The organism is Opitutus sp. ER46 (assembly GCF_003054705.1).
Taxonomy (GTDB): domain Bacteria; phylum Verrucomicrobiota; class Verrucomicrobiia; order Opitutales; family Opitutaceae; genus ER46.
This window is the reverse complement of the sequence record NZ_QAYX01000022.1, coordinates 646,439-659,070: the sequence shown is the minus strand read 5'-3', so window position 1 is coordinate 659,070 and position 12,632 is coordinate 646,439. Positions and strand designations below refer to the sequence as shown.

The 12,632-nt window shown below is 66.8% G+C and carries 10 protein-coding genes and 1 pseudogene; 5 read left to right on the top strand and 6 right to left on the bottom strand.

Annotated features, from left to right (window positions below; all coding sequences use genetic code 11):
• Both DB354_RS12990 and DB354_RS12985 read left to right on the top strand, forming a co-directional pair.
• Positions 1-914: pseudogene (locus DB354_RS12990) on the top strand (hypothetical protein); the annotation flags it as partial.
• Entirely contained in the window at positions 902-1,231 is a 330-nt protein-coding gene (locus DB354_RS12985; protein ID WP_107836037.1) for a hypothetical protein, read from the top strand. The pseudogene DB354_RS12990 and the gene DB354_RS12985, both read left to right, overlap by 13 nt.
• Before the next feature lie 62 nt (positions 1,232-1,293).
• Here DB354_RS12985 and DB354_RS12980 read toward each other — a convergent pair whose 3' ends face one another.
• The 6 genes from DB354_RS12980 to DB354_RS12955 form a co-directional block, all read right to left on the bottom strand.
• Positions 1,294-2,325, bottom strand: a complete 1,032-nt coding sequence (locus tag DB354_RS12980) for a Gfo/Idh/MocA family oxidoreductase (RefSeq protein WP_107836036.1) — start codon at positions 2,323-2,325, stop codon at positions 1,294-1,296.
• Positions 2,326-2,361: 36 nt separating this feature from the next.
• Positions 2,362-4,392 carry a hypothetical protein gene (locus DB354_RS12975; RefSeq protein ID WP_107836035.1) on the bottom strand — a complete coding sequence of 677 codons (2,031 nt, stop codon included), beginning with the start codon at positions 4,390-4,392 and terminating at the stop codon, positions 2,362-2,364.
• 57 nt (positions 4,393-4,449) lie between these two features.
• Positions 4,450-5,424, bottom strand: coding sequence for an amidohydrolase family protein (locus DB354_RS12970; protein WP_107836034.1), 975 nt, complete (start codon positions 5,422-5,424; stop codon positions 4,450-4,452).
• Positions 5,425-5,483: 59 nt separating this feature from the next.
• Positions 5,484-6,428 (bottom strand): hypothetical protein, encoded by a 945-nt coding sequence (locus DB354_RS12965; RefSeq protein ID WP_107836033.1) that lies wholly within the window; start codon positions 6,426-6,428, stop codon positions 5,484-5,486.
• The gene (locus DB354_RS12960; protein ID WP_107836032.1) at positions 6,425-7,294 is read right to left on the bottom strand and encodes an aldolase; all 870 of its coding nucleotides are present in this window, start codon (positions 7,292-7,294) and stop codon (positions 6,425-6,427) included. Before DB354_RS12960 ends, DB354_RS12965 begins: the two co-directional genes overlap by 4 nt.
• Positions 7,295-7,367: 73 nt before the next feature.
• Entirely contained in the window at positions 7,368-8,756 is a 1,389-nt protein-coding gene (locus tag DB354_RS12955; protein WP_158277516.1) for an aspartate aminotransferase family protein, read from the bottom strand.
• 201 nt (positions 8,757-8,957) lie between these two features.
• Between DB354_RS12955 and DB354_RS12950 the strand changes: the two genes are divergently transcribed.
• The 3 genes from DB354_RS12950 (at position 8,958) to DB354_RS12940 (ending at position 12,609) form a co-directional block, all read left to right on the top strand.
• Positions 8,958-10,295 (top strand): hypothetical protein, encoded by a 1,338-nt coding sequence (locus tag DB354_RS12950; protein WP_146180234.1) that lies wholly within the window; start codon positions 8,958-8,960, stop codon positions 10,293-10,295.
• Between the two features lie 9 nt (positions 10,296-10,304).
• The gene (locus tag DB354_RS12945; protein WP_107836029.1) at positions 10,305-11,696 is read left to right on the top strand and encodes an FGGY-family carbohydrate kinase; all 1,392 of its coding nucleotides are present in this window, start codon (positions 10,305-10,307) and stop codon (positions 11,694-11,696) included.
• 118 nt (positions 11,697-11,814) lie between these two features.
• The gene (locus tag DB354_RS12940; protein ID WP_107836028.1) at positions 11,815-12,609 is read left to right on the top strand and encodes a DeoR/GlpR family DNA-binding transcription regulator; all 795 of its coding nucleotides are present in this window, start codon (positions 11,815-11,817) and stop codon (positions 12,607-12,609) included.
• Positions 12,610-12,632: the final 23 nt, after the last annotated feature.

Below are 12,632 nucleotides of genomic sequence, written 5' to 3'. Positions count from 1 at the left end.
TCTTTTTCATTCAACCCCAATCACTTCTCAGACGGTGGCTCCCTTTCAACCGCATCGTTTCGGATAAGAAGAATTCCGGCGATACGAAGACGAGCGGGGCCGTGCTCAAGATCACGCCGTGGCTGAGCGTCCACGCGAACAAGTCGGACAGCTTCATTCCGGCGGATCCTGCGATCAACCTGCACGGAGAATACCTCCCGAATCCGCAAGGCAAGGGCGAGGACTACGGATTCACGGTTCAGCTCTTCCAAAGAAAGCTCAGCATTCGCGCCAACCAGTTCCGAGTGGTCACGTTCAACGACCGCAGCGGCAACTCGTCGACACTTGCCACCCGCGCGGTGAAGATGGACGTCTTCGACGGGCAACCCTCGCGCATCTTCTCCCTCGACGCGCGCGCGCGCCAGTGGCTGCAGGCGACGCAGGGACTCAGCGGCTCGGCGCTCGATGCGGCGGTCGCTCAGGAAATCAAGATGGACCCGGCGGTGCTTTCGCTCCTCCAGACGAGCGTGAACTTCGGCGGGTTGCCCATCGCGGAGGGCCAGGACGCGCTGAGCAAGGGGCGCGAGGTGGAAATCCACTATAACCCGACGAGCTACTGGACCGTGAAGGCTAACCTGACCCAAAATGAGACGGTTCAGGCGGCGATTGCGCAGGACCTGCTTGATTACCTCGCGGAACGCATGCCGGTCTGGACCACCCTCGTCGACCGGGAAACGCGGGCCCTTTGGTACACGAGCAGCTATAACGGTGCGCAGACGCCGCAGGCGTATCTGCCGGGCAACGTAAACACGCCGCTGGGCATCGCGCAGCAGACGGTCGGCAAGAGCCTGCCGCAGATTCGCAAGTACCGGGCCAACTTAAGCACCAATTTCTATCTAGGGGCATCACCGAGCAGAAGTTCTTGCGGAAGGTGAACATTGGCGGGGCGATTCGCTGGGAGGACCGCGGCTCGATCGGATACTACGGCGTGCAGCAGCTGCCCGCCGTCATCACCGAGCTGGACCGCAATCGACCCGTCTGGGACAAGTCCCACACTTACGTCGACCTGCTCGCCGCGTACCGGACCAAGCTGGATCGCAACCGCATTGGCATGACCGTGCAGCTGAATGTTCGCAACGTGCAGGAAGGCGGGCGTCTCCAGCCGGTGAGCGCCTTCCCCGACGGCACCCCCAACGCCTATCGTATCATCGATCCCCGTCAGTTCATCCTGACGGTGACGTTTGACATCTAGGGACCGGCTTCAGGGCGGCGGCTTCACCCGCGGTTGAGTCCGTGGTGGGTGCCGCCGCTTCCTCAGACCGCTTCGGTGCGGCCACTCCGCTCGGCACGCGCCATCGCCGCAAGGATCTCGATGCCGTGGACCGTGAGATCCACCGGCGGCGAGAGTTGACGGACGCCGGAGACAACGTCGGCCAGGGCGTCCCATGGGTACGTCCCGGCGGTCTCCGGCGATTCCCACGTCCTCAACTGCACGACCTGGTTGGCGGCGGCGGCAAGTTGCAGGCGTGACGCCTGCTCGGCCTGTCCATAGGCGACGGGCTGGGCGTTGCGCGTGATCGAGCCCCGCTCGTAGTGAAGCCACAGCGAGTTCGCGTAGTGCTGTCCGTTGTCGATGCAGAAGCTGGCGGCGATGGTGCCGAGGGCGCCGTTCGCGAACCGCAGGCTGAGCTGGGCATTGTCGGCGGTCGGCCGACCGGTGAAGATCCGGTTGGCCAGGACCTGTACAGCGTTGACGCGGCCAAACACCCGCACGAGGTCGTTGATCAGGTAGATGCCGATCCGAAAGATGGGCGCTGCCGGGCAAAGCTCCGGGTCATCCAACCAGCGACCGTCGGGCTGCTCGCGGTACGATACGAAGGTCTCCGCCCGGCACGCGATCGGCCGACCAAGCGCAAATTCCTCCTGCCAGCGTCGCACCTGCTCGAGGTACCCCGGCGTCTCGGGCTCTGGTGAGTTCAGAAAGATTGTGCGGCCCAGCCGCTCCGCCTCGGTGAACACCGCCCGCGCGGCTACAGGATCGGTCTCGAACGGCTTGGTGGTCATCACGTCCTTGCCGGCGCGAATCACCTGCTCGATTAGTCCGGCGCGGCCGGCTGGACCGGAAAACAGCGCGACGACCCGTATGGCCGGGTTGGCGAGCACGGCGTCCAGCGACGCGTGGGCGGGGACGCCCCAGCGTTTGCCCGCGGCGACCGCCTTGGTGGCGTCGAGGTCGCATACCGCCGCAAGCCGCCACCGGGCCGCCGCGGGCGACCGCCGCAGCTGCTCCAGGACCCGCTGCCCAAACTGCAGGCCGACGAACGCGACGGGGAGAGGGGAGGACATGGGGGACCGCCTAGCCACCCAGGGGCGACCGGAGGATCAGAGAGTTACGAGCTTCAGCAGTCCGACGAAGAGTCCGATGATGGCGAGCGTGACCACGCAGCTGATCAGGAAACCGACGGTGTCCTCCTTCGTCCAGCGCGTCCATTCCCAGTTCGAACGCGGCAGCAGCATGGTGTGATCGAAGCGGTGCGGGTCGCGCCGGGTCAGAGCCATTTCCTTCTCATCGAGCAGCGCAGTCGGCGCGACCGGCGTCTTCATCTTGCCGCACCATTGATCGACCCGTTCGCGGGGCGGCGTGCGGGTCACTAGGCTGACGCCGATCAGGAGGACGAGCGGAAACAGGCCGTCGATGAAAAACCGGCCCGCGAGCCGGCCGGCCGGCGAGAGGTGGACGACATCGACGCCCACCGCGCGCAGCATCACGAGCTCGACGTGGAGCCGGTCGCGGCCGACGAGGGCGGAACCGGGATTGCGCGCGTCCTGCCGGACGACGGTCTCGAAGTACACCGGCATGGGCCGGCCGGAGGCATCCACGGTTCGGACGGCGAGCATCGGACTCTCGGCGAGCGCGGGAATGTGCTGGGCGACGAGCGGGAAGACGATGTTTACGGACGCCGAGCCAATCACGGCGGTCCAGACGGCGGCCGCGGTCAGCCGCCGCCAGATGAACATCAGCAGAATCGAGGCGCCGAACGGCACATTAATGGTCATCGCGAACTGCAGGATCGTGTACACGTCCGACAGCTTGGTTGCCACGACCACGCCGAGAATCAGGACGACCACGAGCGTGTAGCGGCCGGCGCGGACAATGTCGGCGTCGCTCGCGGCCCGCCTGAACGGGGCGTAGACGTTGCGGGCAAAGAGGGCGGAGACCGCCATTGCCTGAGACGCGACGGTGGACATGTTCGCGGCCAGCACGCCGGCGAGCATCAGGCCCAGCCAGCCCGGGCCGAGCAACTGGCGGGACATGGTGCCCCAAACGCTGTCCGGGTCGGCGAGCGTATCCGCCCCCGAGAACATCGCGATCGCGATCAGGCCGCAGAAGGCCCACATGATCGTGACGAGCCGTTTGCCGAACGTGCCCGCGACGGCGCCGAACCGCGCGGCGAACTCGTTCCGCGCGGAGCTGGCGATGCTCATGTTGTGCGGCATCGCGTGCGCCTGCAGCACGGTGGCGAAGAACACGGCGGCAATCGTCCAGCCCGTGAAGTCCGAGACCCCGGCGGCACCAAAGAGATCGAGCTTGGCCGGCGGCACGACCGCGCCGAGCTGGTCCCATCCGCCGATGGCGGCGATCCCGGCGGGAATGAGCAGCAAGGAGAAGATCATGATCAGGATGCCCTGGAAGGCTTCATTCAGCGCCGTCGCGGCCATGCCGCCGAGGATGATGTAGAAACCGACCGCGACGGTGTACACCAGGTAGAAGGACCATGGCTCGAGGGCGGTGACATAGTTGTTCAACTCGCCGCGCGCGTGGCGCTCCCGCAGGACGGCCAGCCGCGTCTGCTGCCCGGAGGTGAGCGCGTGCCCCCGCTCGTCGTTCTCCAGCCGGGCCATTTCACGGTAGGCGGCGACCGACTCCGCCTCGGCGGCGGTCCAGGCGGCTTCGGGCTTCGTGACCAGGGCGGCGGAGATCTTGTAGGAAACGAGATTGCCGAACGCCATCGTGACCGCGACGGCCATGGTGATCTGGAATGCGGCGTAGAAGAGGGCCAGGCGCGCGCTGCCGAGCCGCTCGTGAAAGATGTCGGCCATCGTGGTCAGCCGGGCGCGCCGATACCACGGGAACATGAACCAGTAATAGGGGTTCAAAAAAATCATCTGGAACCCCACCCAGACGCCCGAGACGCCCTGCTGGTAGACCAGGCTCGAGGTGCTGACCGTGTCGTTGGCGGCGACCGAATTGCCGAAATTGAGGAAAAACTGGTACACTTTGCCCAGCTTCCGCCCGGCCAGAAAGTAGCCCTCTCCGCCCTTGGCGCCTTTGGCGGCGATCTTGCCGAACGTGATCAGGACGACGAAGTACGCGGCGAGAATCAGGTAATCAACGACGTGAAGCGTGGACATCAACCGGGAGTTTCGGGGTTGCGGACAGAAGGGAAGCGCCGCGCCGGCGGCGCCGGGTCAAGAATGCAGAATGCCGGCCGGGCTCTTCACTTGCAGGAAGGCGAGGGTGTTCTCGTGGCTAATTTGGGTGCGCAGCGGCGCGGGGACCGATTGCAGGCAGGCAATCTCCTCCTCATAGGTGCTGCGCAACGACATCACCGCGCCATTCTCCCGCGCGACATAGCTCTGGAAAGGCGTGTCGGAGCCCCAGATCAGCTTCGTCGGATAAGCCTCCGCCAGCGCGTGCAACACTGCATTGGGGTCGCGGTAGTCGGCGGCGAACCGGCGCGCCGGAGCGGCGACGAACCCCAGTTCACGGGTGGCCCCCTGGCAGTGGATCCGATGCGCGGAGCAGTCGAACCACGCGTTTGGCAGCGACGCGATCTGGTCCAGATACACCCGGTCGAACCGGCAGCTATGCGCGAGGCAGAAGCGCACGCGGGGCGTGGCGGCGACAATCCGCAGCAGGAGCCCGGCTTCCGACCACGGGTCGGTCGCGACCACGCTCGAGTGCATCAGGATCGGAAGGTTGAGCTCCTCGGCGAGCTCGAGGAAGCAGCGGCCCGCGCCGAGCAGCGCGCCGGCGTCGGCCTGGATCATCGTCGCCTGGATCTTCAGACCGTAAAAAGGGAACTCGTGATGCAGCTCGCGCAGCCGGGCCGCCTGGGCTGCCGGCTCGCGCATCGGATCGAGCATCGCAAACGGCAGCGTGAACCGGCCGAGATCCGGGAACAGTTCGTACACCTCGCGCAGCATCCGCTCGTTCTCGAAGGCGTACGGGATCTTCTCCGGCCCGCCGGGCCGCAGCTGGCCTTGCCGCATCGCGGCCAGCTCGAACCAGGCGGTGGCCACCATCGGGAACACGATCCAGCGGTCAACGCCATGGCGCCGGCCTTCGGTCACCAGCGCCGGTAGGTCCTGCGCGTACGGGTAGAACCCGTTCAAATAGAAGAACAGGTCCGCGCCGATGTGGTTGTGGCCGTCGATGAGCATCGCCGTCACTTGCTTGGGCCGGGCGGCGCCAGGTGGGCGAGGGTTGTCCGCGGCATGGTTTAGTACCCTTTGTCCCACCGGGGCTCGATGTCGGCCGCGATGGATTCGGAGAGCCAGACGTCGGTGGGTAGCGTCTGGAGGATGGATTGGGGAACCCGGGGCGTCACGGGACCGTGCAGGCACAGCCGCGTGATAAAGCGCTGCCACGAGGCGAAGGAGCCGTCGACGGTGATGGCATGGATGTCGATGCGGTGCTTGGCGGCGATCACCTCGGCCGGCCCGATGGTGGCGGCCTTGGGTGGGACGGCGGCGAGGTCGCCGCTCATGCCGAAGCTCCCGTGCAGGGAATTTTGCGCGATGGTGAGCGGGTGGAGAGTGCAAACCCGCGGGCCCATCTGCTTCCACTCTTCGAGGGACCCAGCGAATTCGGGGGCGTCGGGATCGATGAAAGCCAGGTGACCGGACCAGCCGGGTCCGGGATAGCAGATGTCGGCGCCTCCGGCGTCCGCAATCATCCGGCCGTAATCGCGGATGTTCTTCGTCGTCGGGCCCTGGATCTGCCTTTCCGGCGGCCGCAGCTTCGGGTCGAGCTGCGACCAGAAGTACTTCTTGAACGCGTGCATGAACCCGAGCTCCCACGTCTCCGGTGCGATCTCGCCCTTCTCATTCGAGTACTCGTCCATGTTGAACGTATACAGCCGCCGACAGTTCACGCGCGCCGCGTTGAGCAGCGCGGCGAGGCGGCGGTAGTTGGGCCACGGATTCGGCATGATCATGACATACGGCCGATCCGCCTCCATCGCGGTCTTGATCCGGTCGAACATGTCGAGCATCCAGCGGAATTCGACCTCGGCGTCCGGGATCACGGAGATGCGGAACTGGGGATTCCGGTGCCGGGTGATGTCCTTCCGCTTGATCCGGCGCACGCGATCAAGCACGGCGCGATCGCGAAATGGGATGAAGTCGGCAGGCGCGTAGGAAAATGATGGAGCCGTTTTCTTCATAAGCTGGAGGGGGATTGTGGAGCGGGACCGGAGGACGGGGCGAACGTGGCCAGGGCAGCTTCGAGCGACCAGCCCTCGTGGACCACGCCCATGAGTGCCCGGGTCATGGCGGCTGGTCGGGCATGTTGGATGATGTTGCGTCCGTAGACGATGCCGGAAGCACCCTGGGCCAGCAGATCGATGGTGCGTTGGAGAATCTCGCGATCGCCGACCTTGCCGCCCCCGCGAACGAGCACCGGCACGGAGCCCGCGACCTCGATGACGCGATGGTACAGCGTGACGTCGTCGGTCGGGTCGGCCTTGACGACATCCGCGCCCAGTTCCACGGCCTGGCGCACGAGCGGAAGGATCTTGCGCTCGTCGCCATCAACCTGGTAGCCGCCGGCCTGCTCATGGGGGCGGAACACGAGCGGCTCGACCATCATCGGCAGGCCGCATTGCTCGCACGCGGGCTTCAGCCGGAGGATGTTCTCGACGCACTGCTGGCCAACCTCGGGTTCGCCGGGAATCCGAAATAGGTTTACGCAAACGCAGGCGGCATCAAGGCGGAGGGCCTGTTCCACGGCTTGGTCAATCATCCGGCTGTACAACTGGCGCGGCAACGTGCGGCCATAGACGTTGGCCACGTCGACGCGCAGGACCAGCGAGGGCTTGAGCCGTCCGGGCCGCACCTGGAGATGATGCGCCTGGCCGACGCTGAGCTGGATCGCGTCTGGTCCCGCAGCGGCGACGATTTCGACGGCGCGGGCAATGTTTTCGATGCCGGAAAGAAACGATACCTCGTCGAAAAAACCATGGTCGATCGCGACGTCGAAGCAGCGACGGGAGACGGGATGGAAGAGCCGGTTCAGCCGGTAGAGGGTCATGGCGGAGGGGCGGGTTGGGGGAGAGGAAGACGGATGGGCGGACGCTCGCGATGCGCGACGGGCGGCGAAGTCTTCAACGGTAGCCCAGTTCCCGCTCGGTCTCGCCGATGGCTTCGTCGATAAGGTCGAGGCCCTTCAGTAGCGTGTCCTCGTCCATGACGATCGGCGGGCTCATCCGCAGGATGTGCCCGGCGGGAATCCAGGCGAGGCCCTTGCGGAACGCCCGCTGGTAAACGAGCGCGCCCGCCTGGTCGAAGGGCTCCTTTGTGGTGCGGTCCTTGACAAGTTCGATGCCCATCAGGCAGCCCTTCGCGCGGACATCGCCGATAATGCGGTGCGCCTGGTGCATCCGCTGCATGCGACGCAGGGCAAGCCGGCCGAGCTTTTCAGCGTGCGCCAGCAGCCCTTCCTCCTCGATCACCTGCGTGGAGGCGAGGGCGGCGGCACAGGCCATCGGATTGCCGCCGTAGCTGCTCGAGGCCGAGATCGACTCGAAACTCTCTTTGTAGGGCTCGCGGACGGCCACACAGGTGACCGGGAAGCCGTTGCCGAAGCCCTTGCCGATTGTCACGACGTCGGGCACGACGCCCCAGTGCTCGAGGCAAAGCCATTTGCCGGTGCGGCCCCAGCCGGTGAGCACCTCATCGGCCATGAGCAGAATCCGGTGCCGGTCGCAGAACTGGCGGACCTTCGGGAAAAAGTCATCGGGCGGCATGACCGAGCCGCCCCAGCCCTGGATGGGTTCAAGGACAAAGCCGGCAACGCTGCCCACCGTGGCCCGATTCAGGTACTGCTCGTAGAATTCGAGGTACTTGTCCGTGTCGATGGTGCCGTCCGCCTTGGTCCACATCGGCCGGTAGGTGTCGGGCCGCGGCAGCATGTGCGAACCGGGCGCGCGGACCGCGCCGTAGACGTGGGAACGGATCTGGCCGAGCGACACGGAGCCATAGGTCTTGCCGTGGTAGTCGTAGAAGCAGCTGAGAATCTCGTGCTGGCCGGTGGCGGCGCGGAGCACGCGGATGCCGGCTTCCACGGCCGTGGTGCCGGAGTCGTACAATTGGAAACCGTGGAAATCGCCCGGCAGCACCTGCGCGAGCTTTTCCATCAGCTGAGTTTTCACCGGCGTGGTGAAATCGTGGGCATTCATCAGCTGGGAGGCCATGCGCGCGATGGCCTCGCTGACCTTGGGATGGCAGTGCCCCAACGTCGTCACGTAGATGCCGGAGGAAAAGTCGATGTAGCGGTTGCCGTCGACGTCGCGCAGCACGCAGCCCTGGCCGGATTCAAACGCGACGGGGAACAGCTTCACCTGACTGCTGAGGCCCTTGAAATAGCGGGTGCACTGCGCGTGCTGCTGCTGCGAGAGCGGGCCGGGCGGCGGCACCGTGATGCTGGGCACTTGGGAGAGATCGACGCGGCCCCATTCCAGGGAGGAAAATGCGTTACCAGCGGGAGAGGTCATGAACATTGGGAAAAATTCGGGTTGGCCGACTCCGGCCCGGCCGGCGCGGGGCCGACTGGGGGGAGCAATCATTGTTTGGCGACGCCGGCCGAGATTCCTGAAATGTGATAGAATGTCAAGAATAGGATGGAAGATCACAAAAGATAACATTTGCATCCGGACGGTCGTACCCGCACCGTGCCGCCTGAGCGGCTCTCCAGCATGAACGCGTTTTCCTCCTTTCCCCCCGCCGGCCTGATCGCCGGCGCGGCCACCGTCGACATCACGCCGTCCGGTTCCGTCTTCTTGTTTGGGTATCCGCATGTTCCTCGGCTCAGCACCGGGGTCCACGATCCGCTCCAGTGCGCCGCGCTGTACCTGGCCAGCCCGGGGGGGCGGGCGCTTTTCCTGGCGCACGACCTGATCTTCGTCCCGGGCCCGGTGGCAGGGGCCGCCCGCCGGCGGATTGCCGCCGCGACGGACCTGCCGGTCGGGGCGATTCTGGTGAGTGCGACGCACACCCATTCGGGGCCGGTCACGGTGGACATGGTGAGCAACGTGGCGGATCCCGTCGTGCCGCCCGCCGATCCGGCGTACCTGGCGTGGCTGGGTGACCGAATCGTCGAGTGCGGCGTGCGGGCGGTGCGGTCGGCGCAGCCGGCGGAGCTCGGACTGGCGGTCGCGCGGGTCGACGGCACGGGCGGCAACCGGCATGATCCGTGGGGACCCGCCGACCCGGAAGTGCCGGTGCTGGTGGCGCGGGCGCAGGACACCCACCGGCCGCTTGCGTGCATGATCGTGCACGCGATGCATCCGACCGTGCTGCACGAGGACAGCACGCTCATCAGCGGCGATTTTCCGTACTTTGCGCGCCGTTTCCTGCAGAACCAGCTGCTGGGCGCGGGATGCCCCGTCGTCTATCATCAGGGCGCGGGCGGCAACCAGAGCCCGCGGCATGTGACGCGCGGCAACACCCTCGCGGAAGCGGAGCGGATCGGCGAGCGCCTCGGCCAGCGCGTGGCCGAGGCCATCGGCCGGATGGTTTTTGCGACCGACCTGGGGGTGCGGGTGCAGGGCACGACGGTGGAGCTGCAGCCCCGCGCACTCCCGCCGATCGAGGCGGCCGACCGCGCGCTGGCTGCGGCCCGGGCGCGTTTCGCTCACCTGAAGCAGACCGGTGCCCCGGCGTCGATGGTCCGGACGGCGGAGTGCGATGTCTTCGGCGCGGAAGAGACGGCGGTGCTGGCCCGCTCCGCCGCCAACGGGCGGCTGACGGCAGTTCAGGCCTCGCGCTCGCCGGCGGAGATCCAGGTGATCTCGATCGACGGCTATACCTGGGTGGGCTGGCCGGGAGAGTTCTTTGTCGAGTATGCGCTGGCCCTCCGCGCCGCCGCGCCGCGCACCTTTGTCATCACCTTGGCCAACGGCGAACTGCAGGGTTACACCGTCACGCCGGAGGCGGCGCAACGCGGGTGCTATGAGGCATCCAACGCCCTGTTCGCGCCGCAAAACGGCCAGCGGTTCGTGGTGGCGACCCTGGCCCTGCTGGCCGAACGCTGATTCCTGTTCATGACCCTGCTCCTCGGCATCGACCTCGGTACCTCGTACTTCAAGGTGGGCGTGTTCGATCCTGCCGGCGGGCTCCGGGGCCTGGGCCGCGTGCCCGTCGAGAAATCGGCGCCGCACCCCGGCTGGGCGGAGCTGGAAGTGGGGCAGTTCTGGACGCTGTTGCGCACCGCCCTGGGGCAGGCCCTCCAGCAGGCGCAGGCGACGCCGCGCGACATCGCCGCGCTCTCGTATTCCTCCCAGGCCAACACGTTTGTCCTGTTGGACCGGAACGGCGCCGCCCTCACCCCGCTCGTGTTCTGGAACGATCATCGGGCCGAGGTGCCGGAGGCGTTCGCCCGGTTCGGCGCGACCGAATCATTCCAGCGCACCGTGGGGTTTGCCGGGGTCACCGCCGAAGCCGCCGTCGTGAAATGGCACTGGTACCGGCGACACAAGCCGGCGTGGTGGGCGCAGGCCCGGCGCGCGCTGACGCTGTCGGACTACTTCACGCTCGCGCTGACCGGAGAGCCGGTGGGCGACGCGAGCACGGCCGCGCTGCTGGGGATGTACGATCTCCGGGAGCGCGGGTGGTGGCCGATGGCCCTGGCGGAGTTTGGCGTCGATCCGGCGTTGCTGGCGACGCCGCTGGCACCGGGGAGCGCGTCGGGCCGAACCAGCCGCGGGGCGGAGCGTTGGCTGGGCCTGGCTGCCGGCGTGCCCTTTGCTGTCGGCGGGCTGGATCATCACGTGGCGGCGATCGGCTCCGGGCTGGGGGTGTTCGCCGATACGAGCATTTCGACGGGCACGGTGCTCGCGGCCCTGCGCATCGTGGCGGAGATCGCGCCGGTGCCGCACTGTTTCCATGGTCCGCATGGCGCCGGCACCGGCTACTACCGGCTGGCCTTTCATCCCGCGGGAGCGGGGCAGCTGGAGCAGTTTCAGCGGGAATTTGCGCCGGGCCGTACGATCGCGGAACTCATCGCCGCAGCCGCCGCGCTGCCGCCGGGGAGCCGGCCGGCCGCGGCCCGCTGGTCGGCGAGCTGGGGGGCCGAGCCGGCGAAGGCGGTGCGCCAGCTGCTCGAGGAGATTGGTTGGACGCACCGGTCGCTGATCGCCGCGGTGGCGGGCGGGGTGCCGGTCCGGAGCATAGCGGCGACGGGCGGCGGCGCACGCAGTGCCGCCTGGCTGGCCATCAAAGCCGACCTGCTCGGCGTGCCGATCGTCACGCTCGCCTGTCCGGAGCGAGCCTGCCTGGGCGCTGCCGTGTTGGCGGCTGTCGCGGCCGGCCGGTATCCCACGATCGGCGAGGCCGCCCGCGCGATGGTCCGGCCGGAGCGAACCCATCAACCCGACGCGCGGCGGCACGCCGCTTACGTGGCCTCTGCACCTGACCGATCGGCGGCGCCGGTGTGAGATGCAAGGGTCAGCGGCAGGGGGGCGATGGGAAGTCAGGCCCGGAGCCAAAATGTTAATTCACGTTAGAATCAATTAGAACTTGACATTTTGTAACATAGCCGGAAAACCCGATGTCATGGTCAAGAAACTCCCCTCCGCTGCCCGGCAGGCGATCATCCGCGATCGCCTGGCCCAACAGCCGGGAGTGTCGATCACCGAACTGGCGCAGGAATTCGCCGTGAGCGAGATGACGATCCGCCGCGACTTTGACGCGCTGGAGGAGAAGTTGCAGATCCAGCGGACGCATGGCGGCGCGGTGTTGACCGAGCGGATGATGTTCGAATTCGACTACCGCGAGCGGCGGGAGCGAAACCGGGCCGAAAAGTGCGCGATCGCCGCGGAGGCCCGGAAGCTGATCCGGCCGGGCCAGCGGCTGATGCTCGACAACGGCACGACGTCGCTCGAGCTGGCCGCGCTCCTGAAGGATGGCGAGCGGCTGACCGTCGTCACCCCGAGCCTCGCGGTGGCGTCGGAACTGCAGCATGCGAGTGGGGTGGAGGTGGTGCTGCTCGGTGGCGTGTTGCGCGAGGGCAGTCCGGACCTGACCGGTCCGCTCACGGAGCACTGCCTGGAAATGTTTACGGTTGATCTGGCCTTCCAGGGGGCGGACGCCATCGGACCCGACGGGGCCATCTACAACGTGGATATGCGCCTGGCCCGTGTGGATCGGACGATGCGCCGCGTTGCCGAGCGCTGCTGCATCCTGGCGGATCACACCAAGCTTGGCCGCACCGCGCTGGCGCGCTCAGGGACGCTGGCTGACGTGGACATTTTCCTTACCGATACCGGGGCGCCCAGCGCGCTGCTGAAGCGCTATGCGCGCCTTGGCGTGAAAATCGTGACTCCCGCTGTTCTTACGGCCCAGCCCTAGGTCCCCGCGGAAGGCGCTCTTTT